This window comes from Flavobacterium aquatile LMG 4008 = ATCC 11947 (assembly GCF_000757385.1).
In the GTDB taxonomy this organism is placed as follows: domain Bacteria; phylum Bacteroidota; class Bacteroidia; order Flavobacteriales; family Flavobacteriaceae; genus Flavobacterium; species Flavobacterium aquatile.
Map to the genome: position 1 here is coordinate 183,167 of NZ_JRHH01000004.1, position 24,626 is coordinate 207,792.

22 protein-coding genes are annotated in these 24,626 nt (G+C 31.8%); 12 read left to right on the top strand and 10 right to left on the bottom strand.

Going from position 1 to position 24,626, the window contains the following annotated elements; all coding sequences use genetic code 11:
* Nucleotides 1–32: 32 nt before the first annotated feature.
* The 3 genes from LG45_RS16650 (at nt 33) to can (ending at nt 3,231) form a co-directional block, all read left to right on the top strand.
* Entirely contained in the window at nt 33–1,829 is a 1,797-nt protein-coding gene (locus tag LG45_RS16650) for a SulP family inorganic anion transporter (protein WP_035127025.1), read from the top strand.
* Nucleotides 1,830–1,842: 13 nt separating this feature from the next.
* Nucleotides 1,843–2,526: a carbonic anhydrase family protein gene (locus LG45_RS10695; protein ID WP_035127026.1), complete on the top strand. Its 684-nt coding sequence runs from the start codon at nt 1,843–1,845 to the stop codon at nt 2,524–2,526.
* A gap of 63 nt (nt 2,527–2,589) precedes the next feature.
* On the top strand, nt 2,590–3,231 hold the full coding sequence (gene can / locus LG45_RS10700; protein ID WP_035127028.1) for a carbonate dehydratase: 642 nt from the start codon (nt 2,590–2,592) through the stop codon (nt 3,229–3,231).
* Here can and LG45_RS10705 read toward each other — a convergent pair.
* From LG45_RS10705 to hutI, 5 genes are all read right to left on the bottom strand, one after another.
* The gene (locus LG45_RS10705) at nt 3,228–4,421 is read right to left on the bottom strand and encodes an LETM1-related biofilm-associated protein (protein ID WP_035127030.1); all 1,194 of its coding nucleotides are present in this window, start codon (nt 4,419–4,421) and stop codon (nt 3,228–3,230) included. The two genes, can and LG45_RS10705, sit on opposite strands and share 4 nt — an antisense overlap.
* A 65-nt stretch (nt 4,422–4,486) precedes the next feature.
* A complete protein-coding gene (locus LG45_RS10710; protein ID WP_035127032.1) occupies nt 4,487–5,056 on the bottom strand; it encodes a YdeI/OmpD-associated family protein in 570 nt (189 codons plus the stop codon).
* Nucleotides 5,057–5,062: 6 nt separating this feature from the next.
* Complete coding sequence (locus LG45_RS10715; RefSeq protein WP_035127034.1) at nt 5,063–5,587, bottom strand: superoxide dismutase family protein; 525 nt, start codon at nt 5,585–5,587, stop codon at nt 5,063–5,065.
* Between the two features lie 240 nt (nt 5,588–5,827).
* A complete protein-coding gene (locus LG45_RS10720; RefSeq protein ID WP_240471872.1) occupies nt 5,828–6,667 on the bottom strand; it encodes an alpha/beta hydrolase-fold protein in 840 nt (279 codons plus the stop codon).
* Nucleotides 6,668–6,780: 113 nt separating this feature from the next.
* On the bottom strand, nt 6,781–8,019 hold the full coding sequence (gene hutI / locus LG45_RS10725; protein ID WP_035127038.1) for an imidazolonepropionase: 1,239 nt from the start codon (nt 8,017–8,019) through the stop codon (nt 6,781–6,783).
* Nucleotides 8,020–8,088: 69 nt separating this feature from the next.
* Here hutI and corA point away from each other — a divergent pair, with 69 nt between their 5' ends.
* A complete protein-coding gene (corA, locus tag LG45_RS10730; protein ID WP_035127040.1) occupies nt 8,089–9,159 on the top strand; it encodes a magnesium/cobalt transporter CorA in 1,071 nt (356 codons plus the stop codon).
* Here corA and nhaA read toward each other — a convergent pair.
* Nucleotides 9,156–10,298, bottom strand: coding sequence for a Na+/H+ antiporter NhaA (nhaA, locus tag LG45_RS10735; protein ID WP_035127042.1), 1,143 nt, complete (start codon nt 10,296–10,298; stop codon nt 9,156–9,158). The two genes, corA and nhaA, sit on opposite strands and share 4 nt — an antisense overlap.
* Nucleotides 10,299–10,452: 154 nt before the next feature.
* Between nhaA and LG45_RS16475 the strand changes: the two genes are divergently transcribed.
* A complete protein-coding gene (locus LG45_RS16475) occupies nt 10,453–10,620 on the top strand; it encodes a hypothetical protein (RefSeq protein ID WP_035127043.1) in 168 nt (55 codons plus the stop codon).
* A gap of 57 nt (nt 10,621–10,677) precedes the next feature.
* Here LG45_RS16475 and LG45_RS10745 read toward each other — a convergent pair whose 3' ends face one another.
* Complete coding sequence (locus LG45_RS10745) at nt 10,678–13,137, bottom strand: TonB-dependent receptor (protein WP_035127045.1); 2,460 nt, start codon at nt 13,135–13,137, stop codon at nt 10,678–10,680.
* Nucleotides 13,138–13,243: 106 nt separating this feature from the next.
* The gene (arsC, locus tag LG45_RS10750) at nt 13,244–13,585 is read right to left on the bottom strand and encodes an arsenate reductase (glutaredoxin) (RefSeq protein ID WP_035127047.1); all 342 of its coding nucleotides are present in this window, start codon (nt 13,583–13,585) and stop codon (nt 13,244–13,246) included.
* Nucleotides 13,586–13,688: 103 nt separating this feature from the next.
* Here arsC and LG45_RS10755 point away from each other — a divergent pair, with 103 nt between their 5' ends.
* On the top strand, nt 13,689–14,630 hold the full coding sequence (locus LG45_RS10755) for a CPBP family intramembrane glutamic endopeptidase (RefSeq protein ID WP_035127049.1): 942 nt from the start codon (nt 13,689–13,691) through the stop codon (nt 14,628–14,630).
* The gene (locus LG45_RS10760; RefSeq protein ID WP_035127051.1) at nt 14,623–15,663 is read left to right on the top strand and encodes an AMP-binding protein; all 1,041 of its coding nucleotides are present in this window, start codon (nt 14,623–14,625) and stop codon (nt 15,661–15,663) included. Before LG45_RS10755 ends, LG45_RS10760 begins: the two co-directional genes overlap by 8 nt.
* A 134-nt stretch (nt 15,664–15,797) precedes the next feature.
* On the opposite strand, the gene LG45_RS10765 is transcribed toward LG45_RS10760, so the two are convergent.
* Nucleotides 15,798–17,417, bottom strand: a complete 1,620-nt coding sequence (locus LG45_RS10765; protein WP_035127053.1) for a M1 family metallopeptidase — start codon at nt 17,415–17,417, stop codon at nt 15,798–15,800.
* A 402-nt stretch (nt 17,418–17,819) separates the two neighbouring features.
* Nucleotides 17,820–19,448, bottom strand: coding sequence for an acyl-CoA carboxylase subunit beta (locus tag LG45_RS10770; protein ID WP_035127054.1), 1,629 nt, complete (start codon nt 19,446–19,448; stop codon nt 17,820–17,822).
* A gap of 171 nt (nt 19,449–19,619) precedes the next feature.
* On the opposite strand from LG45_RS10770, the gene LG45_RS10775 reads away from it, so the two are divergent.
* The 5 genes from LG45_RS10775 (at nt 19,620) to LG45_RS10795 (ending at nt 24,554) form a co-directional block, all read left to right on the top strand.
* A complete protein-coding gene (locus LG45_RS10775) occupies nt 19,620–20,261 on the top strand; it encodes a DUF47 domain-containing protein (RefSeq protein ID WP_035127056.1) in 642 nt (213 codons plus the stop codon).
* A 25-nt stretch (nt 20,262–20,286) separates the two neighbouring features.
* Nucleotides 20,287–21,618 (top strand): inorganic phosphate transporter, encoded by a 1,332-nt coding sequence (locus LG45_RS10780; protein WP_035127058.1) that lies wholly within the window; start codon nt 20,287–20,289, stop codon nt 21,616–21,618.
* 185 nt (nt 21,619–21,803) lie between these two features.
* Nucleotides 21,804–23,027: a porin gene (locus LG45_RS10785; protein ID WP_035127060.1), complete on the top strand. Its 1,224-nt coding sequence runs from the start codon at nt 21,804–21,806 to the stop codon at nt 23,025–23,027.
* 151 nt (nt 23,028–23,178) lie between these two features.
* Nucleotides 23,179–23,688 (top strand): hypothetical protein, encoded by a 510-nt coding sequence (locus tag LG45_RS16375; RefSeq protein ID WP_052087565.1) that lies wholly within the window; start codon nt 23,179–23,181, stop codon nt 23,686–23,688.
* 95 nt (nt 23,689–23,783) lie between these two features.
* Entirely contained in the window at nt 23,784–24,554 is a 771-nt protein-coding gene (locus LG45_RS10795; RefSeq protein ID WP_052087566.1) for a dienelactone hydrolase family protein, read from the top strand.
* The last annotated feature ends 72 nt before the right edge of the window (nt 24,555–24,626 follow it).

The window sequence follows — 24,626 nt, forward strand, 5'->3', positions numbered from 1 at the left end:
AACGAATTTAACGTATTAATTTAATTTTGGTTATGACTAAAAAAATCAATCTTTTTGCAAACTTAAAATCTGATTTTGCTTCAGGTTTAGTAGTTTTTCTTGTGGCTTTGCCACTGTGTCTCGGTATTGCATTAGCAAGTGGAGCACCACCATTAGCAGGTATTATTTCGGGAATTGTTGGTGGAATTGTTGTTGGCTATTTAAGCCAATCACACTTGAGTGTTTCTGGCCCAGCAGCTGGTTTAACAGCTATTGTTTTAACAGCGATTATGGACTTAGGTTCGTTCAATGTTTTTTTATTGGCAGTTTTGTTGGCAGGAATTCTTCAATTAATTTTGGGTTTCATTAAAGCTGGGACGATTTCTAATTATTTTCCAAATAACGTAATTGAAGGAATGTTGGCTGGTATTGGTGTTATCATTATCCTGAAACAAATTCCACATGCTTTTGGTTATGATCCCGATTTTGAAGGAGATGAATCATTTTTCCAAGCCGATGGTCAGAATACCTTTTCCGAATTATTTTCGGTATTAGATCATGTGAATTTTGGTTCGATAATCATTGCAGTCATATCGTTAGCAATATTGATTTTATGGAACAAAGTGGAGTTTCTAAAGAACATAAAACTAGTTCCAGCAGCTCTTGTTGCGGTTGTTATTAGTATTTTACTGAATGAATTCTTTATTCAGTCTGGTAGTACTTTAGCAATTGCAAGTGAGCATTTAGTGAATTTACCCGTTCCAAGTACGTTAGCAGAATTTAAAAATATTGTTGTAACACCCGATTTTACTGCAATTACCAATTCTAAAGTGTGGATTGTCGCTATAACAATTGCTATCGTTGCCTCAATAGAAACTCTATTGTGTATTGAAGCATCTGATAGAATGGATACCTTAAAAAGATATACCGATACCAATGTTGAATTAAAGGCACAAGGAATTGGAAATATAGTTAGTTCATTACTAGGCGGTTTACCGATGACATCAGTTGTTGTAAGAACTTCTGCTAATCATAATGCTGGAGCAAAATCTAAAATGTCGGCAATCATTCATGGAGCATTGTTGTTGGTGAGTGTTCTAGCAATCCCGTTTATCTTAAATAAAATTCCATTAGCTACTTTAGCTGCTGTTTTATTGATGGTAGGTTATAAATTGGCAGTTCCAAATATTAAGCATTTTGCGCATTACATGCCAAAAGAAGTCAATTTCTTAGTTATTTCCTTGGTAGTTGTATTGATTTCGATTAGTAACAGCAACATGAATGTAGTTATTGGATTTGCTGTTTTATCAGCTTTAATTCTAGCGTACTGCATTTTCAAATACTTTAAGAGTATCAAGTTTTCACAAAAAGTACAACGAAATCAATATTTATATTTTCCATTCTTTGCGACGACAATTGCGGTTGTTTTCACCGATTTATTAAAAGGTGTGGCACTTGGAATGATTATCAGTATTATTTTTGTTTTAAAAGGGAACATGAAACGCGCTTACAGTTTTAGAAAAGAAGAATATTTAGATGGAGATATCATCCACATAGATTTGGCTCAAGAAGTTTCTTTTTTAAATAAATCGGCAATTAAAACTACGTTAAGCGAAATTCCAGAAAATTCTAAAGTCATCATTAATGCATCTGATACTGTTTATATTGCACACGATGTGTTGGATTTGATTAAAGAATTTAAAAAGATTAGATCAAAAGAAGAAAATATCAAAGTAAAACTTGTTGGATTCAAAAAAGCCTATGAACTTGATGATTCTGAAGAGTCTAAAAAGAAAGTCAGCTTTGAACACCAACAAAAATTAGATATAGAAACTGAAAATAATAGTTAATTAAAAAATTATAATGAAAACTCTAAATAAAGAATTACAGGCTTCAATCTCACCAAGAAAAGCTTTAGAAATATTAAAAGAAGGAAATAACCGATTTGTAAACAACCTAAAAGCACACAGAGATTTACTCGAACAAGTAAATGATACTCGCGACGGTCAATGGCCATTTGCAACCATTTTAAGCTGTATTGATAGTAGAACTTCGGCCGAATTGATTTTTGATCAAGGATTGGGCGATGTTTTCTCTGTAAGAATTGCTGGTAATATTGTAAACACTGACATTTTAGGAAGTATGGAATTTGCTTGTAAAGTAGCTGGTTCTAAGCTTGTTGTAGTACTTGGTCATAGTAAATGTGGTGCTGTAAAAGGTGCATGTGATCATGTAGAAATGGGCAATCTTACTGAATTGTTGTCTAAAATTCAACCTGCAGTTTATCAAGAAAAGGAAACTTTGGAAGATAGAAGTTCTAAAAACGGAACTTTTGTAGAAAACGTTTCAGAAATTAACGTAAAACGAAATGTGAAAAACATTATCGAAAGAAGTTTTATATTGGAACAAATGGTAGAAAATGGTGAAATTGGAATAGTAGGAGCAATGCACAATATTGAAACTGGTGAAGTAACTTTCTACAGCGATGTTGAATATATTAAAGACGAAAAAAATCCTAATTTCTCTGTAGCAGAATTAAGACATTAAAAATCACTAACCATCAATTAACAAATTGGTGGTTTTTTTTTACATTTGATTATTATAAAAATTATGGGCGAGTATTATAAGAAGTTATTAGAGAATAATAAAACATGGGTTGAGAGCCAACTAGCTCTTAATCCCGATTTTTTTAAAGATTTGGCTAAAGGACAAAATCCGCAATTACTATGGATTGGATGTTCTGACAGTCGCGTTCCTGCCAATGAAATTGTTGGAGGGAAACCGGGTGATGTTTTCGTTCATAGAAATATTGCTAATATGGTAGTTCACAGTGATATGAACATGTTGAGTGTACTTGATTACGCAGTTAATGTATTGAAAGTTAAACATGTAATTGTATGTGGACACTACGGTTGTGGTGGTGTAAAAGCAGCTATGGAAAACAATTCTATCGGTATTATTGACAACTGGATTCGTCACATTAAAGATGTTTATCGTTTGCATAGAAATGAATTGGACGCCGTAGAAAACGAAAAAGAACGCTTCAATAAATTTGTAGAAATAAATGTTAGAGAACAAGTTCTAGATTTAGCCAAAACATCAATTGTGCAATCAGCTTGGCAAAAAGGGCAAAATTTAACTTTACATGGATGGGTTTACGGATTGAATGATGGTTATGTAACCGATTTGAATGTAAATTTCAGCAGCAATAAAGATTTAGACGAAGTACATCAGTTGTATTTTGATATTTAATCATCTAGATTTTCATTAAAAGCAGAAGGTAATAATTGCGGAATAAATTTCACTAAAAGAGGTAATAATAATCCGCCACCAGGAAGTAAAAAGATAGTTAGCGACGGTATGCTTTTGCAAATGTCGAGCAGCTGTTTTTTTACTTTCTTTTTTTCTTCTGGACTCAAATCTTTGGAAGTTGATTTGGCTAAAAGATGCATCAATTCTTTACTCTGCGAGATTTCTTTTATCAAACGTTTTTTATTTCGAGTAATCAAAACCTGAACTCCAGTTGATGTTTGATCGTAAAAATGTTTTACAGGATTAGAATAATTAAAATATTGAATTTCCGGTTTATGCTTTGAAATAAAATCGTTGGTATCAATCGAAGTTTCATGAGCAAATACTTCCGAAACTCCAAATTTTTCTGATAATTTGTATAAGAAATAAAGCTCTTCATTTTCAATTCTTCCGTCATTCCAAAGTGTGATGCAAACCAAATCGATTAAATAAAATTTTTCTAAATCGTCTTTAAAATAATCCAAAGGCAAATCTTCTAAATTCTGAATGCTAACTTTAGAAAATTTGGTATATCGAACCGAAGCTTCAAATAATTTTATAAGCAAATCATCGTGTTGCGATTTCTCTGTTTTAACTTGTAATGCCAGCGAAACCAAACTCATAATGGTTTCTTCAATTCGTTTTAAATACTTTTCTGGAATGGAACCTTGCGATAAATAATGACGAAAAGCCAAAACATCTACAAATAAAAGTGCATTGGTAACAATATGAGAAAAGTTTTTGCTAATGATGTCTTTGTTGGTTTGCACGCGCTCGTCAATTAGATTTTCCAATTTAGAACTTGCAGTCGAAGGCATAATTTTATTCAGAAATCCGAAACCTTTAGGCGTCATTTCTTTGTAAAACGAAACTGCTTTGGCAATAAAATCAATAGCATCTGATTGATTTGTTGTAAAGCAATACATATCAAAAAGTGTTTTTAGTAATGCCACTTTCGATATTTCATCGGTTTTCCAACCGCTCATGTCTATTTCAGGATTTTCATTTATGGCAATGATGTGTCCGTAAATAAAACCGGTTTTTCTGATGTTTTTATACAATGATAAATCCTCAATAGGCGAGCTGATGAACACGTTTTTTTGTTCATAGAAATATTTGTCTATCCAGCCATTTGCCGATGGATTAATCATAGCTTTTATTTGAGTTGCAAAGCTATGTTTTTTTGTTTGAGAAAAACAGAATTAAAGTTAAGTTTTTATGGTCTAGACTTTATGTTTGCTTCACAAAGTTTTATAATTTCTGTAATTCTGATGGTTCTTGTTTCTTCTCGTTTCGCTTGATTTAACCAATAAAGATAGCTCTTTCGATAAGATGGACTAAAATTTTGATAATTATCAAATGCCAATTTATTTTGTTCAAATGCTATTTCTAAATCTTTAGGAAGTACTAAATTTTCTACATCGTCAAGTGATTCCCACGAGCCATTTTTCTTAGCTGTCTCAATTTTTTTCAAACCACTTTCGTGGATTAAATTCTCCTGAAGTAGTTTTTCGATATACGTTTTGTTGAGTTTACTCCAAACACTTTTGTCTTTTCGTGGTGTAAACATTTGCGTTCGGCGCTCTTCGTCAAGTCGTCTTACCGTAGAATCAATCCAACCGTAACAAATGGCAACTTGCACAGCTTCTTCCCAGCGCATACTTTCGTTTTCGCTAGAAACTCTATAAAAAAGTAATGACGCTTTAGTTGCAGAAGTGTGATTTTCATGCAGCCAATCGCGCCATTCTTGAGCATTTCTAAAGTATAAATGATCTTTTTCTTCCAAGTACTATTATTTTATAATTCCAGAACAAGCTACTCTTCCGCCGGCATTTCCTGTTGGTTGTGTAACAAAATCGTCTGGGTTAGCATGTACAATCAAACCTTTATTTAAAATATCTTTGGTTTCGTCGCCACAACCAATACACCATTCGTCGGTTTTTAAAGTGATGGTTCCGTTACCATTGGCATCGGCAGTAAAGTTTCCGATATCGCCTTTATGATGTTCAGCATCAGACCATTTTCCGTGTTTTTTGAATGTTGGATTCCAATGTCCACCTGTTGATGTTGCATCGGCAGCCGAACAATCTGCTTTTTCATGAATGTGAATCGCGTGAACGCCAGGTTTCAATCCAGTCATTTTTGCTTCGAATGAAACTACGCCATTTTTTTCCGTAAATGTTGCCGTTCCAGTCACTGTGCTTCCGCTTTTTGGTTCTAGATTTATAGTTAGCACATTGGCTTTTGTATCAGTTCCCGATTTACACGCCACAACAATTACAAATGCAACTATTGCAATTAAGATTACTTTTTTCATAAAATTTATTTTAATCAAAGTTAAGAAATTAAAATAGAGGTTAAAGTTTTTTAACTTAAGAATTCGTTAATTGTTGGGATGAGGGTTTGTAGGTTTAATTTTATAGATGTTTCTCAACAAGTCAATTTTAAGCTTAAAAAAGATTAAAATTTAGGGTTAAACACTAATTTTTAAATATATATCCAACTTAAAATAGACCTTAAACCTATATTATTGTTAACTAATAATTCAAGCTGAACTTTATTTGATTTTCATTACCATACATATTATTTCAATAAATTCATTTTTCCAATATTTATTACTATGTCCACCCTTAAATTGTTTTGCATCAATGATTGAATTTGATTCAGCATATTTTGAGTTTAAATGTTCTGCTTCTTCTTTTAGAAAAAATGGTTCTTCACTTCCATATCTTAAAAACAAGTTTGGATATATTGTTTTTTTATTCCATACGTTAGTTTGAACATCACCACCAAAAGTGGAAAAACAGAAATATGTTCCAATTAATTCAGGATTACTATTTAGTAAACTTATCCCAAATCCAGCTCCATTAGAAACTCCGTAGAAATATCTATTTTGTTTTTTGCCTTTTTGGTTATATGTTTTTTCGATTTTGGTAATCAATTCATTCATAAAATACGATTTATGATTATTAAATCTATCAACTATTAATGAATCTTCTTCTCTAATTGGTTTTCTATCTACATATTCAAAATTTCTGTAATTTAAATAAACTTTTTTTCCATTTCCTAGAGTTGTACTTGTACTGTCAGCAATTTTATTATTCGAGAAACTTGCAATTAAAATAATAGGCTTAATAATCTTTTTATTTATCAGTGAATCCAATTCTGTTTTTTTATCTGTTATGGAAGTTCCTCCATCAGTTGCAAAAATTATTGGATAGTTTTTATTTAAACTAAAATCTTTAGGTAGATAAACATTATGTTTTCTATATTCTTTTAAATATATACTATAAATTGAATCTGTAATAAATTTTGATTCAGCAAATATTATTTCTTTTTTGGTTTTACATGAAAACATTAATAAACAAACAAATCCAATCAATAAAATATTTTTCATTTTAGCCATTTTTTAGCATTGTTTAAAACTAGTTTGTTACAACATATTGTTCTTACAAAAATTTACTATTAATTATAACTTTTGTAGAATTTAGTCATCCTAAATTCATAAATTCATTCCACAATCTTCCCATCAATTAAAACACATTCAATTAAATCACTTCCGAAGCAATACGGTAATTGATAGAACGAGGTAACTTCTTTACTTATAATGACATTGGCTTTTTTACCTTTAGTGATACTTCCATGTGTTCCTGAAATTCCCATTGCGTATGCACCATTTATTGTGGCGGCATTTATGGCTTCTTCTGGAGTCATTTTCATTTTGATGCAAGCTGTTGCTACTACAAAATTCATGTTTCCTGATGGTGTTGTTCCTGGGTTGAAATCGGTGGCTAATGCTAATGGTAATCCTGCTTCAATCATGCGTCTTGCTGGCGTGTACGGAATGCTAATAAAATAAGAGCACGATGGTAAAGCAACAGGCATGGTTTCTGAATTTTTTAGAATTTCGATATCTTCATCGGTTACAACTTCGAGATGATCTACCGAAAGTGCGTTGTGTTTTACGCAAGCAGCAATTCCGTTGATGGCATTGAATTGGTTTACGTGGATTTTCGCAATCAATCCGTGTTTTTTTCCAGCTTCCATAATTCTTTCGGTTTCTTCTACAGAGAAATAACCAGTTTCACAGAAGGCATCAATGTAATCGGCTAGATTTTCTTGAGCAATTTTGGGTAGCATTTCATTGATAATCAAATCAATATAACCCGAATGATTTTCTTTATATTCGCTCGGAAAAGCATGCGCACCAAGAAAAGTGGCTTTGATTTTTATAGGATAATTTTCGGATAATTTTTTAATAACACGAAGCATTTTGATTTCACCATCAACGGTCAATCCATAACCTGATTTTATTTCGACTGCGCCAGTTCCTTGTCTCATTACTTCTTCAAGTCGAAGTTTCGATTGGTTGTATAGTTCTTCTTCGGATGTTTCATTGAGTTTTTTAGCCGAATTTAGAATACCGCCACCGCGATTGGCAATTTCTTCATAAGTCAATCCGTTGATTCGATCTACAAATTCCTGAATTCGATTTCCAGCATAAACGATGTGTGTGTGACTGTCGCACCAAGTTGGTAAAACTACTTTTCCTGTTGCATCGATAGTGATATCGGCATTGATTTTTGGACAATTTTCCATCAATCCAAAATCGGCAATTATGTCATTTTCAATTAGTAAAAAGGCATTTTTTATAGAAGGTAGAAGTGCCATTTCTGAACCAGAAACTTTAGTAATTGCGGCATCTCTTATTTGAAGTAACTCTTGTATGTTGGTGATTAGGGTTGTCATGAACTAAATTTCAGTAAAAATACTTTTTAAAAAATAATTATTTATAAATTTAGAAAAAATTTCGAAGCAGTGAGAAAAATCAAATATAAAAAAGGACGCAAAGTACAACCCAGTTTTTTCGATTACACCGGAAGTCATAAAAGTGTAGATACCGAAATGCAATTATTTGTATATGATACTCATGATTTAACCGAATGTGAGCAAATTCAAGTGAATGATATTGAAAAAAACATCGATTTAACTAAAGTAAATTGGCTTAATATTCACGGATTGAACGATGTAGAAGTTATAAAATCGGTTGGGAATTATTTGAAAGTTGATAATTTTATGCTTGGTGATATTTTGAATACTACCAAACGAACAAAACTGGAAGAATACCACGAAATTTTATTTTTCAATATCAAATCGCTTTTACCGATTGAAAATTCCGATAACATTAGTGTTGAACAAATAAGTTTTATCTTGAAAAACGGAATTTTAGTATCGTTTCAAGAGAAAAGAAGTGATTTTTTTACTCATTTGCGTGAGCGCATCAGAACACATTCAGGAATTGTACGAGAGAAAAAAGCGGATTATTTATTGTATTTACTTCTTGATGCCATAATGGAAAATTTCTACATCACTATAGAAAATGAAGAAGATAGAGTAGAAGCATTGATTGATGAATCTAAAACGAGTACCAATCCTGCGATTTTGGAACAAATAGAAAAGCATCGCGATAATTTTAATTTCTTAAAACGTTCTATAATTCCGTTGCGCGATTCGTTGTATTCGATTAAAAGCATGAAAGACGATGTGGTTTTTAATGCAATTGAGACTTCCAATTATACTTTTTTTATTCGATTACATCAAAAGAGTTTGGAGTTGTTAGAGCAAATAGAATATGATTTAACTAGTTTGGATAGTGCTTCTAATTTCTATTTTTCGACTCAAAGTCATAAGATGAATGAAGTGATGAAAACCCTAACTGTAGTTTCGGTTTTCTTTATGCCACTAACATTTATTGTTGGCGTTTACGGAATGAACTTTGACAACATGCCCGAACTTCATTGGGAATACGGTTATTTCATTATTCTTGGATGCATGCTTTTGTTGTTAGTTGCAATGATTGTTTATTTCAAAAAACGTAAATGGTATTAATTGTTTTCCTTTTTCAAAACAAATTTTAAGTACAAAAACCCGATTAATCCTGCCACAAGAGAAGAAACTAAAATCATAATTTTAGAATTATCAATATGTTCAACATCTGAAAAGGCGAGAAGTGTGATAAAAATGGACATCGTAAAGCCAATTCCACCCATAAAACTTACACCAAAAATGGATTTCCAATTTAAATCTTCGGGTAACGAGCAGATTTTAAATTTGGTTGATAGATAAGTAAAGAGGAAAATACCAACTGGTTTTCCAACAATTAATCCGAGTGCAATACCTAAAGTATAATGATGCGTTAATGCCTGATGCCAATCAGTATTGATTACTATTGCTGTATTTGCTAGAGCAAAAAGTGGTAGAATTATAAACGCGACAGGATAGTGAAGCGAGTGTTGTAAAATATAGGAAGTTGATTTTTTATTACCATTTCCAAATGGAATCGCAAATGCTAGTAAAACTCCAGTTATGGTTGCATGAACTCCAGAATTAAGCATAAAATACCACATAAAAACGCCACCAATTAAATAGGGAATTAGGTTTCTAACTTTTATTCTATTGAAAACACAAAGTAATGCAAAGATGGAAAGTGAGATTATTAGATTGGTCCAAATAAGTGATTTGGTATAGAAAATGGCAATAATCAAAATGGCACCTAAGTCGTCAATTACGGCTAAAGCAGTTAGAAATACTTTTAGCGAAAGTGGAACTCTATTTCCTAAAAGCGATAAAATCCCTAAAGCAAAAGCAATATCGGTCGCCATCGGAATACCAAATCCCGATTGCGTGTCTTCACCATAATTTAGAAACATATACAAACCAGCAGGAACAAGCATTCCTCCAATTGCAGCCGAAAGTGGAAGCAAAGCATTTCTAACGGTCGACAACTCTCCTTTGTATAATTCGCGTTCCAATTCTAAACCAATAAGCAAAAAGAATATGGTCATTAAACCATCGTTTACCCAATGTTCTAAACTATGTTCAGAAAATTGTGTGTGCCAAAAATGAAGGTAGCTTTCACTTAAAAATGAGTTTGCAAGAAATAGAGAAACGATGGTGCAAATGATCAAGGTAAATCCGCCAGCTTTTTCACTTTCAAAAAAATGTTTAAATAATTTGGTAACTTTCATTTATAATGGTTTGTTGCAAATTTACAAAATACAAGAGGATTTTTCTAGTAAAATCAATTCTTAATAACATTGTTGAAATATTTGCAACTATTTATTTGTGATTAGAAATATATCAATTACCTTTGACGTGTATACAATAAATTCCGGAAAAACTATGTTTACTTTACAACAGTATTTAGGTTTCTTACTTTTCTTAACCATTTTAACGATTGGTTTCTGGTTGATGATTTTCTTAATTCACTTTGTGTTCTATTGGATATTTGGTGCAACAAGAGAATTGTTGAGAGAAAGAAAAGCAAACAAAGAATTAGGTCAAGCTTAATTTTTTGGATTAAAAATAAAAAAGCCTCGATAATTCGAGGCTTTTTTTATGTTTAGACTATCCAGGGAAATCTCCTCCGTCGCCATTTTCTTGTTGTGTTCTTTTTGGTTTTTCTTTATCGTTTTTAGGTTTGTTGAAACGGTATGTAAATGATAAAGTAACTTGTCTTTCTCTCCATTGCATTTCGCTGTATGAGTTTACAGAACCAGCAAGATAGGTTTCCACAATTCTTTTTCTAGAATTAAATAAATCGCTCACGTTTAGTGCAATTGTACCTTTGTCTTTCAATACATCTTTACTAAATGCTAAGTTGGCAGCAAAAACTCCTAAACTTCTACCTTGCGCATTATTTTGCGGTCCGTTGTAGTTTAAGTTCGTTTGCCAATCTATTTTATAAGGTAAATTCACTTTAGATGATAAACGCGTTGACCAAGTAGTAGCAACATTATCAAAGTTCTGAGTAATTTCATCACCAGCTAAATTAGTGTAAGTGAAGTCACCTTGAGTTTCTACTCTGAAGAAGTTAAAGTTACTATTTAATTTCCACCATTTGTAAGGAGAATAATTCAATGTAAATTCAAATCCAGTTCTATATTCTGTAGCTAAGTTGATCGGTGTGCTTTGAATTACTTCAACATCATTTACTTCTTCACCTGTACCTCGTCTTACGAATTGGAATGAATCGGTAGTTTTATTCAAATAGATTGAAGTGTTTAAAGTCAATTTGTTCCAACGTTTTAAGTACCCTAAATCAAATGCATCTGTAAAAGCTGGATCTAAATCTGGGTTACCAACAAAAATATTTGTATTACTTGAAAGTCCACTAAAAGGATTTAAGAAACGTCCTCTTGGTCGTTGAATTCTTTTGCTATAACTTAACGAAGCGCTACTTTTTTCTGAAAATTCATAAGTAAAGAAAGCACTTGGAAAAAAGTTATTGTATTTTTTATTGTTGAAATCGTTGGTTTGCAATTGGTTTACATCAATTTCAGAATCTTCCCAACGCAATCCGTACAACATCGATAATTTACCGAATTTAGTTCCGAATTGTGTGTATAATGCGTTTACTTTTTCTTTGTATTCTAAAGTATTTGTGAAATTTTCTTGAACAACTCCATTAGAAATAACTTGATAATCAGTTACTAATTCAGAAAAATCACCACGATATCCTGCTTCAAATTGACTGCTTTTTCCAATTGGCAAAACATAATCGGTTTGTAATAAATTACGATTTTGTTTTTGATTGTTCAATGTTTGATCCAATCCAACTATACTTGAATCATTTCTAGTATCTGTAATTAATGCAGAATTATTGTCTTTATTAGTTGAGAATGAACCGTCAATAGTTAATTTATGACCGTCTTTTTTAAAGTTTTTAGTAAAGTTTGTAGAATATTCTACGTTTTCACTGGCACTTATTTCATCATTTACACGATTTCTAGTGTACAAATAATTACTCGCTGCGTCGAAATTATCTTGGAAAACATTGTCTTGATTATCACCGCTACTTTTTCTATAGTTTAAAATGTTGGTCCAAGTAAGTGATTTATCTAAAAACCAATCAAAACCAAAATTTCCATTATAACCTTTATTTAATCTGTCGTTATCTCTAGTTTCATTTACAAAACTTTTAGTCGAATTGTCTTCATTTAGATATTCTGAATTTGTAAAAGCATTTCCAGGATTGCTTCTGTAATTGTAACCTTGTGTTGTAAAAAGATTAAACTCATCCGATTTAAAATTTACTGTGGCACTTAAACCATGATTATCAGGATAACCTGTTGTTCCAATGATAGTTCCGTTTAAACCGTTAGTTTTTCCTTTTTTAAGAATAATATTTAAAAGTCCACCGCCACCTTCAGCATCATAACGCGCTGATGGATTGGTAACTACTTCTACTTTATCAATTGCATCTGCAGGAATTAATTTTAAAGCTTCGGTAATATTAATGGCATTCGATGGTTTTCCGTCAATTAAGATTCTAACATTTTCGTTTCCTCTCAAACTCACATTTCCTTCAATATCAACAGAAACCGATGGGATGTTGTCAAGTACATCACTCACAGTTCCACCTTTAACCATTAAATCTTGACCAACGTTGTAAACTTTCTTGTCTAATTTAATTTCTACCGTAGTTTTTTCGGTTCTAATTACAACATCTTCTAGTTGTGTGGCATCACTTTCTAGAGTAATTGTACCAAGATTTGTATTTCCTGAAATAGTTTTGTTTTTGATTTCAAGTGGTTTAAAAGATATGAATTCCACTTTCACATTATAATTTCCAGGCGTTGCATCAAAGCTAAAGTTTCCTTTATCGTCTGTAATTCCACCAGCAGTAATTTTATTTGTTGTAGTATTTACCAAAGAAATAGTGGTATACTCTAATGGCAATTTAGTCGCTTTTTCAGTAATTTTTCCAGTTACTTTAACTTTTCCACCTTGTGGTTGCTGTTGCGAATAATTTAAAAACGTGCTCAAAAATAAGCCAATCGTTAATAAGAATTTAAGGTTTTTCATCAAATTAGATTTTTTTTAAATGTTTTTTACATTTGACTGCAAATTTAATCTTTGGTTTAAGCAACGAATCACAAAGGTTTGTTAAAAAAATCAAGTTTGAATTATTCTAAATAATTTCATTTATTTTTTCTAAAGGCCTGGCAATTATGGCTTTATCGTTATAAACTACAATTGGTCGTTCGATTAAAATTGGATAATCAACCATTGATTGAATTATTTCAGAATCAGTTAATTCTTTTCCTTTGAAATTTTCTTTCCAAATGGTTTCGTTTTTTCTAATTAATTCAATCGGATTTATATTTAATTTCCGAATAATTTCTTTCAATTCATTAAGCGACAGTGGTGTTTCAAGGTATTTTATTATTTCAAATTTTTTATCGGATGTTTCTAAAAAAGCCAAGCAATCTCTTGATTTTCCGCAGCGTGGATTGTGGTAAATTGTTATCATATTTTTTTAATTTTTAAATTTATATTCTGAAATAAAAAAGGTATATTAGCGAAACAAATGTAGTGTTTGATTGATAAAAAAATAAAATTTAATTCATAATAGAATGTTTATTGAACAAGGTATTAGTAAAGAGAATCCTTTTTGGAAATATATTATTGGTTCTTTAATTATAATCATGGCAGCATTTATTGGACAACTTCCTTTATTGTTTGTTATTTTAGGAAAAGCTTTAAATGGCGGAGGAATACCATCTACCAATGAAGAAATGTTGCAATATTTGGAACCCAATTTGTCGTTATTTTTAATAATGATTTCGTTTGTTTTTGCCATTGGTGGCGTTTATTTGGCTGTTAAATATTTGCATAAGCAAACTTTTTTATCAGTAACAACATCACGACCAAAAGTTGATTGGAATCGAATTTTATTTTCCTTTTCAATTTGGGCTTTATTTACAATTGTAACAACATTTTTATACTTTTATTACGAACCAGAAAGTTTCGTTTGGAATTTTAAACCCACTCAATTTGCAATTTTATTTGTTATTGCGGTTGTATTAATTCCGTTTCAAACTAGCACAGAAGAGTATATTTTTAGAGGTTATTTAATGCAAGGGTTTGGAAATTTGGCAAAAAATAAATGGTTTCCTTTAATTATGACTTCTGTAATTTTTGGTGGAATGCACATTGCCAATCCCGAAGTTTCGAAGTTGGGTTACATCATTATGGTCTATTATATTGGAACTGGACTTTTCTTAGGGATTATAACTTTGATGGACGATGGAATGGAGTTAGCGCTTGGTTTTCATGCAGCTAACAATTTAGTAAGCGCATTGTTAATTTCTTCCGATTGGTCGGCTTTGCAAACGCATTCTTTGTATAAAGATGTTTCTGATCCCTCGGCTGGGTTCGATGTTTTATTACCGATATTTATTATATTTCCAATTATCTTATTAATTTTTAGTAGAAAATACAAATGGACCGATTGGAAAGAAAAACTTACAGGAAAAATTAGTACAAATTCTATAACATATACATATCATGATTAATCCAACCTACGAAAACGTTCATAATGCATTTAAACTTAATGGTTTTCACCTAAATAGAGAAGATTTATGTCGTGTAGCCTATAGTTTTATTAAAGAGGGCGAAGATTTTGAGAAACCAGTTGGCGATTTTCTGCTAGATTGGTTTGATGGTAAATCATACATAGAAATGCATACTTCGGGTTCGACAGGAATTCCTAAAATTATTCGTGTCGATAAACAAGCGATGGTGAATTCGGCGTTGGCAACAGGTGATTTTTTCGAACTTCACGCAGGAAACAAAGCTTTGCATTGTCTTCCAGTAAAATATGTTGCCGGAAAAATGATGCTTGTTCGTGCCATGATTCTTGGTTTAGATTTAGAATTTGTAGCTCCAAGTTCACATCCTTTAAGAAATGTTGACGGCAATTTCGATTTTGCAGCAATGGTTCCCTTACAAGCGCAAAACTCAATTTCTGAATTGCATCGAATTAAAAAACTTATTGTTGGTGGAGCAAAAATAAATTCAGCTTTAGAAAATCAATTAATAAAATTACCAACTCAAGTTTTTGAAACCTACGGAATGACCGAAACCATTTCGCACATTGCAGCAAAATCAGTAGGAGAGAAGGCATTTACAGTTTTGCCAAACGTAACAATTTCATACGACGATCAAAATTGTTTGGTTATTCACGCGCCACGAATAAGCGATGATGTTATAGAAACCAACGATGTTGTAGAATTGGTAAACGAAAATCAATTTATCTTTCTTGGTCGAATTGATAATGTGATTAACAGCGGCGGAATCAAGTTGTTGCCCGAACAAATAGAAGAAAAATTGGCTGGAAAAATTGAGCCACGCTATTTTATTTCATCTAAAGAAGATAAAGAATTGGGAGAAAAAATCATTCTTGTTATAGAAGGAAATTCGTTTACTGTAGATACTTCAATTTTCGACGAATTGGATAAATACGAAAAACCAAAAGAAATTCTATTTGTACCAAAATTCAAAGAAACAGGCAACGGAAAAATTATTCGTAAAGAGAGTTTGAGTTAAAATTAGGAGCGAAGGGTTCGGGAATTCTTGGTTTCCATTTTCCTGCTGTTCATTACAATAATGAAGCCGCGAACAACGCGGCTTTATTATTTTCATTTCCATCAGGGCTATTAAGTAATTGTCTTTTTCTAAATCTAGACTTTAAAAACGTTCACAAAAAACTCACTTTTTAAGACTTCAACATCATCGATACTTTTTACTTTAAATTTCGATTTTTTAGCTTTATTGGTTGGCTCTAATCTAATTTCTTTTCCATCAATTTTTATATCAACCGGCATATTAAAATCGGCAACATCGGTTTTCCATTGGTATTCTAGTTTGTTTTTTACAACTTTAATTTCCAATCCTGGAATTTTTTTGTATCGCAAATATTGGTCAAAAATAGGAGTAAGGTTCATTTTACTTTCTTTATTGAAAAAGTTCACAACTGTTTCTGTATCAATTATTTTATGTCGATAAGTTTCAGAATATTTCAAAATTATTTTCCACCATAATTCGTCGTTATTAATTACGTGGCGTAAGGTGTTTAACAACAAAGCACCTTTTGGATACATATCACCAGAACCTTCTTGATTTACACAACACGGACCAATAATTGGTTTATCATTAGCAACATTTCTATTCAATCCGCGAGCATATTTCATGGCTTTTTCGTAGCCAAATTGACATTCGATAAATACAATTTCGGTATATTGAGTGAAACCTTCGTGAATCCACATATCGGCAATATCGGCAGAAGTGATGCTGTTTCCAAACCACTCGTGGCCACTTTCGTGGATAGTAATGTAATCAAAAAGTAATCCAACTCCAGTTCCAGACAAATCACTTCCCATGTAACCTTTTAAGTACTTATTTCCATAAGCAACAGCACTTTGGTGTTCCATACCTAAATAAGGAGTTTCAACTAATTTATAACCGTCATCAGCAAAAGGATATTTCCCAAATTTAGCTTGAAAACAATCCATCATTGGTTTTACTTCTTCAAAATGTTTGCGTGCTTTTTCTTCATTATATTTTAAAACATAATAATCCAAATCTAAACCATTATGATTGTCATGAATGTGAGCATAATCGGCAATATTTACAGTAATATCATAATTGTTAATTGGGTTTTTCACTTCCCAATCCCAGCGAGTGTAACCATTTTTCAAATCTTCAGAACCTAAAAAACGTCCGTTAGAAACATTCATTAATCCATTTGGAACTGCAACCGAAATTTTCGAACCTAAATCGGGTTCATCGGTTTGAGTATCTTTCACAGGATACCATAAACTTGAACCTGTACCTTGTACGGCAACGCCAATCCAATGTCTATTTTCTTTGTCTTTTTTGAAAACAAATCCGCCATCCCAAGGTGCATTTTTAGCAACTTTAGGCTTTCCAGAATAATAAAAACGAATTTTTTCAGATGAATTAGCTATTAATCCGTTAGGGAAATCTATAAAAACGGCATTAAATTCTCTTTTATAATCCAGTTTTTTTGAATTGTGAATTATGCTGTCAATAGTCATATTATCAAATAAATCCAACTGAATTTTAGAGCTATTTTCTACTACTTTAAAAGCAATTTCGTTGTATCCAACTATTGTTCTTTCTTCTGGATTAATTTTGATATTCAAATCATAACGCTGCACATCAAAGCAAGTTCTTTCTGGTCGTAAACCACCGTGAAGTGAATCTTTACGCGTGAAATTTTGTGCAGAAACAGATTGAAAACCAGCAATGATTATGCTTAAATAAAGTAGTTTTTTCATAGTTGTTTGAATTAGCTTATTTATTAGTAGTTGGTTTTTGGGATTTGTTACTTTCTATTTTTAGAAATTAATTTATTTGTTGTGTAATAAGATAAAAATGTTCCGAATGCAAAAATTAAACCAAACTGAAAATTTGATGGCCATGGATGACAACCATTCCAACTTGGAAAATCATACATTAATTCTATAAACCATGAAGCATCTTCTGAATGATATTTGCATTCATCTGAAATTAATATTGATTCAAATAAATAAAATATTATGTATCAAATTACAATTCCAGGAATGGATAGAATTACAATGATTATAAATTGATTAGTTTTTGACAAAATCTTTTCTATCTATATGTTTTAAAAATAAAACTTTGAAATTCTTCCATTTCAGAACTACAATATTGTATGACTAAACCTGAATAACTCCCAAATTAAACTTTTTCTCAATAGGCGAATGGTTTGCTGCTTCAATACCCATAGAAATCCAAGTTCTAGTTTCTAACGGATCAATAATGGCGTCTGTCCATAATCTTGACGCTGCATAATAAGGAGAAACTTGCGCATCGTAACGTGCTTTTATTTTGTCAAACAATTCTTGTTCTACTTTTTCATCAACGGTTTCGCCTTTTGCTTTAAGTGAAGAAGCTTCAATTTGAGCTAATACTTTTGCAGCTTGTGTTCCACCCATAACAGCAAGTTCGGCACTTGGCCACGCAAAAATCAATCTTGGATCGTATGCTTTTCCGCACATGGCATAATTTCCTGCACCATATGAATTTCCAACTACAACAGTAAATTTTGGTACAACCGAATTAGAAACCGCATTTACCATTTTGGCACCGTCTTTTATAATTCCGCCATGTTCTGATTTGGAACCAACCATAAAACCGGTTACATCTTGAACAAATACCAACGGAATTTTCTTTTGATTACAATTGGCAATAAATCGGGTCGCTTTATCGGCAGAATCAGAATAAATTACACCACCAAACTGAATTTCACCTTTTTTAGTTTTAGAAACAATTCGTTGATTGGCTACAATTCCAACTGCCCAACCATCAATCCTTGCATAACATGTAATTATTGATTTTCCATAATCGGGTTTGTACATATCCATTTCAGAATTATCAACCAATCGTTTGATAACCTCAATCATATCATATTGTTCAGTTCTAGATTTTGGAATTATACCATAAATATCTTGTTCGTCAAGAGCTGGTTTCTGAGGTTTTTCTCTATTAAACCCGGCTTTATCATAATCACCAATTTTTCCAACAATACTTTTAATTCGGTCTAAAGCATCTTTATCATCTTTGGCTTTGTAATCAGTAACGCCCGAAATTTCGCAGTGCGTAGTTGCACCGCCAAGTGTTTCATTGTCAATATTTTCTCCAATTGCTGCTTTTACCAAATAACTTCCAGCAAGGAAAATACTTCCAGTTTTATCAACAATCATAGCTTCATCACTCATAATTGGAAGATAAGCTCCACCAGCTACACAACTTCCCATTACGGCAGCAATTTGTGTAATTCCCATACTTGACATTATGGCGTTGTTTCTAAAAATTCGTCCGAAATGTTCTTTATCTGGAAAAATTTCGTCTTGCATAGGCAAGTAAACTCCAGCAGAATCGACTAAATATATGATAGGAAGGCGATTTTCCATCGCAATTTCTTGTGCACGAAGGTTCTTTTTACCTGTAATAGGGAACCAGGCTCCAGCTTTTACAGTTGCATCATTTGCAACGACTATACATTGTTTACCTTTGATATAGCCAATTTTAACTACAACACCGCCCGAAGGACATCCACCGTGTTCTGCATACATTCCGTCACCAACAAAAGCTCCAATTTCTATATTTTTAGCTTTTTCATCTAGCAGATAATCAATACGTTCACGAGCGGTCATTTTGCCTTCGGAATGTAATTTTTCTATTCTTTTTTCACCGCCACCGAGTTTGACTTTTGCAAATTTTTGTTTTAAATCTGATAATAAAAGTTTGTTATGATCTTCGTTTTTATTGAAGTTTAAATCCATATTATGATGCTGTTTTTTTGTGTGGCTAATGTACGAAAACGTTTTCAATATGAAATAATTGATTTTTTTAATATTAGTAAATTGTAAAAATTGATAACTTCATATTATTATACGCTTAACAATTTCTTAACATTGAGTAAGTACTTTTGCACCAATTAAAATCGTAAAAAAATGTCAATAAACAGTATTTTCCAGTTTTTGGTTCCGAAAGATAAAAAATTCTTTCCTCTTTTTGAACAAGCATCAGCAAATTTAATTGTACTAGCAGAAACACTTCATGATGCAGTAAATGCTCCAAAAGAAGAGCGTGAAGATTATTACAAAAAAATTGAAGAATTAGAAGCTACTATTGAAGAAATTACACATAAAACACACTTAGAATTAAGTAGAAATTTTATTACTCCATTTGACAGAGAAGATATTCACTCATTAATAAAAGCATTAGATAACGTTGCTGATTACATGCATAGTGCAGCAAGTAAAATGCGTTTATACCAAGTTGAAAAAATTACAAAATCGATTAGAAAATTAACTGAAATTAATCTTGAAGCTTGTCAATTAATTGGTCTTGGTATCAAAGAATTGAAAGAGATGAACCACAAGTCAATCAAAGAAACTTGTAAAAAAATCAATAAATTAGAAAGCAAGGCAGATTCTGTTTTTGATAAAGCGGTAGCTGATATATTTGAAAATGAGAATGATGCTAAAAACATCATCAAATATAAAGAAGTTCTTTCGGCATTAGAATCAGCATCAGATAAATGTAAAAGTGTATCTAATGTAATGGAGCAGATTTCTGTTAAACATTCGTAACAGTTACTACTAAAAAACAACTTTTATGGATTTTACTTTACTTATAGTAATTATTGTTCTTGCCTTGATATTTGATTATATCAATGGTTTTCATGACGCTGCCAATTCTATTGCAACTATTGTAGCTACTAAGGTTTTAACGCCTTTTCAAGCTGTAGTTTGGGCTGCTTTTTTTAACTTTTTAGCCTATTGGGTTTTTGGTTTTGGAGTTGCCGATACTGTTGCTAAAACCGCTCATACAAGTAGTATTGACTTAACGGTTATATTAGCAGGTATTATTGCTGCAATTATTTGGAATTTACTAACATGGTGGAAAGGAATTTCATCTTCATCATCACATACATTAATCGGTGGTTTTGCTGGAGCAGCAATTGCACACGGATTTAGAGATGTCACCGATCCTGAACACGCTGGATTTAAAATTGTTAACTGGTTAAAAGATGCCAAAGAAGGAGAATTATTACCTTCTGGTGTTATGATAGTAATTCTATTTATCGTTTTCGCACCATTAATTGGTATGATTATTTCTTATTTTCTATCATTGTGGTTAATGTATTCTTCTAGAAAAAGTATTTATCCTAAAATACTTACTGGAGTATTGATGATTCTAGCTATTTGGTTTTTAACAGCAGTAATGATTTCATATGAAGATATTAAAAAGCCAAGATTTGATAGTCATTTCTGGAGTGTTGTAACTGAACCTCATAATATTAAATGGTTATTAGTTGCTTTTATATTCTTTAGTTTAGCTATTTTTAATTTGCTATTTAGTAATTTTTCTACAGCTACAGCTGAGAAAGTTTTAAAGAAAATGCAATTATTATCTTCTGCAGCATTTAGTTTAGGACATGGTGGAAACGACTCTCAAAAAGTAATGGGAATTATTGCAGCAGCGGTTGCAGTTTATATCAAAACCAATCCTAATATTGATATGTCAACTGGTTGGTTAGACTTAAATGTTGTCTTACCGTCAGAAAAAGATGGAGTAAAAATTGATGGTTCAATGCCGGGATGGATTCCATTAACTTGTTATTCTGTAATTGCATTAGGAACATTAAGTGGTGGATGGAAAATTGTGAAAACAATGGGTTCTAAAATTACAAAAGTAACTGCATTTGAAGGTGTTGTAGCCGAATCTGCTGGTGCCTTAACGTTGTTTATGACCGAACATTTCAAAATTCCAGTATCAACAACCCATACTATTACAGGATCTATAATTGGAGTAGGAGTTACTAAAAGAGTTTCTGCTGTTCGTTGGGGTGTAACCGTAAAATTATTATGGGCATGGGTTTTAACTATTCCAGTTTCTGGAGTTTTAGCAGCTTTGGTTTATTACTTTTTGAAATTATTCATATAATAAAGAATATAGAATTAAAAAGGAACTGTCCGTTGGGCAGTTTTTTTTAAATCATTTTTGCAAATGTTAAGTTATAGTTAATGAATTTGATGATTTTGTTGAATTAATGATTTTAACCTAACTATTTATAAACGATTTACAAACAAACAATTAAACTTTAAAACAACAACTACACAACTTTTAAAATGAAAAGAATACTACTTTTAATGACCTTGATGTTTGGAATTTCATTACAAGCTCAAGTAACAATTGAACAGAATAAAAATGATAATGATATAAAATTATCAGCTTTACCTTACTATAGTTATGGAAAAGGTTTAGGATTAACTTCACCAGATAGTTTGTTCCAATTAAACATTCGTTTTAGAATGCAAAATAGAGTAACTTATATTGAAAACGATGGTGAAAATGGTGCTTATGATGGTCAAATTCGTCGTTTACGCTTACGTTTTGATGGTTATGTTGGAAATCCAAAATTCTTGTATGCCATTCAATTGTCTTTCGCCCCAGGCGATGTTGGAGAAATTAAAGAAGGAGAAAATATTAATATTATTCGTGATGCAGTAGTATTTTATAGACCTAATAAACATTGGAACATTGGATTTGGTCAAACAAAATTACCAGGAAACAGACAGCGTGTAAATTCTTCAGGAGGTTTGCAATTGACCGATAGAACTATAAACAATGCGAAATTTACTATTGATAGAGATTTCGGATTTCAAGCACATCATTTGAATGAATTTAAAGATAAGTTTTCGTATAATTTTAAAGCCGCACTTTCTACTGGAGAAGGAAGAAATAGTACAGAAAAAGCAGATGACGGAATTGCTGCAACTGGTAAAATCGAGTTGTTTCCACTTGGAGCATTTACTAAAGACGGAACTTATTTTGAAGGTGATGTTGTGAGAGAAAAGAAACCAAAATTAATGTTTTCGGGAGCTTTTCAACAAAATAATCATGCTAGAAGAACTCAAGGTCAATTAGGAAATGATTTGTTTGAACAACGTACTATGAAGTCAGTTTTATTAGACGGAATGTTTAAATACAACGGATGGTCAGCAATGGCAAGTTTTATGTCAAGAACGGCAAATGATAATGCTGTTACAGTGAATCCTGATGATATAACAGAAACTAGTTATGTTTTTATTGGCAACGGATTTGACTATCAGTTAAGTTACAATACCAAAAAGAACTATGAATTTATTGGACGTTATTCAATTCAAAAAGTAGGCCACGATATTGATGCGCTTACTCCAAATACAAAACAATATTCATTAGGTGTAACAAAATACATTTGGGAACATGCTTTTAAATTGCAAGCAGAACTTAATTATGATACATTAGATTACTTCGATGGTTCTACAAAAAACAATTGGTATTTAAGATTTCAAGTTGAAATAGGAATATAAAACTAACAACTTCTTACCATTTTTCACTTGCCCAATGTTAAGTTTTCACTCAAATCGAAAACTTAACATTGGGCAATTACATTATATCGTAATTTTGTTCACATAAAATTTACAAATTATTTACATTAACTTCACTAATATACTTAAAATAATGATAAGAAGAAAACCAACAACCACAGACAAAGCACCAGAAGTTATTTCGGATGTAACAAATGAAACTCCAAATCAAGAAGTTGCAAAATCTGAAGAAAAAAAACCTGCTCCAAGAACACGAACTCGTGTAGCTAAAGTTACTCCAGCAAAAGCTCCTGAAGTAGTTAAAATTGAAGAACCAAAAACTGACGAAGTTATCAAAGAAGAAGTTTCCGAGGTAATTAGTGATATAAATCCAGAAACCGAAGAAATTATGAAAGATTCCGACAAAGAAAAAGCAAAAAAAGCAAAGTCTAAAGAAAAAGAAAAAGACAAAAAAGCTAAAGAAAAGAAAAAAGCCAAAGCTAAAAAAGACAAGCAAAAGGAAAAAGATAAAGAGAAAAAACGCAAGGCTAAGAAGAAAGAAAAGGCTAAAAAAGCCAAAGCTAAAGACAAAGCTAAAGCGAAAAAGAAAGAGCAAGCTAAGAAAAAATCTAAAGCTAAAGCAAAATCAAAAAAGAAAAAATAATATTCTACAAAGAGCGTTCGGTAATTCGGACGCTTTTTTTTATTACTTTTTTAACAAGTGTTTCTTATTGTTCTGTCTAACTTTACAATAAAAACATGAAATTTAAAGTCACATCATTACTTATTGTATTATTTTTATTTTCAAATGCTATTATGGCGCAATTAAAATCAGTTGATTATGCCGATGGCAATCAAAAGTTAAGTGGGTTTGTTGCAAAACCATCAAAAGCAATTAAAGATAACCCAGGAATTTTAATACTTCCTGCTTGGATGGGAATTGATGATCATTCTAAAGAAACAGCTGATGAATTAGCCAAATTGGGATATAATACTTTTGTTGCTGATATTTACGGAGTTGGAAACAAACCATCAAATTCAAGTGAAGCTGGTCAAAAAGCTGGTCATTTTAAAAAGAATATTTTAGAATACCAAGCGAGAATTCAATTAGCATTAGAACAATTAGTAAAACAAGGTGCCAATCCAGATAAGATTATTGTAATTGGATATTGCTTTGGCGGAACTGGTGCAATTGAAGCGGCGAGAGCAAATATGAAAGTTAAAGGAATAGTTTCATTTCACGGCGGATTAGGAAGAGATGAAAGCCGAACTTTGAATTCAATAAATTGTAAAGTTTTGGTATTGCATGGTGCAGATGATCCGTTTGTTCCAGAAGCTGAAATAAAATCTTTTCAAAGCGAAATGAGAAAGTCAAATGCCGACTGGCAAATGGTTTATTATTCCAATGCTGTTCATGCGTTTACCGAAAAGAAAGCAGGAAACGATAACAGTAAAGGCGCAGCATATAATGAAAATGCAGCAAAACGTTCTTGGAAAGCGATGCTTCAATTTTTGGATGAAGTTTTATAAACAGAGTATAATTTGATAAAAAAATGTCCAGAAATAGTATTTTATTTTTGGACATTTTCTTTTATAAAATAC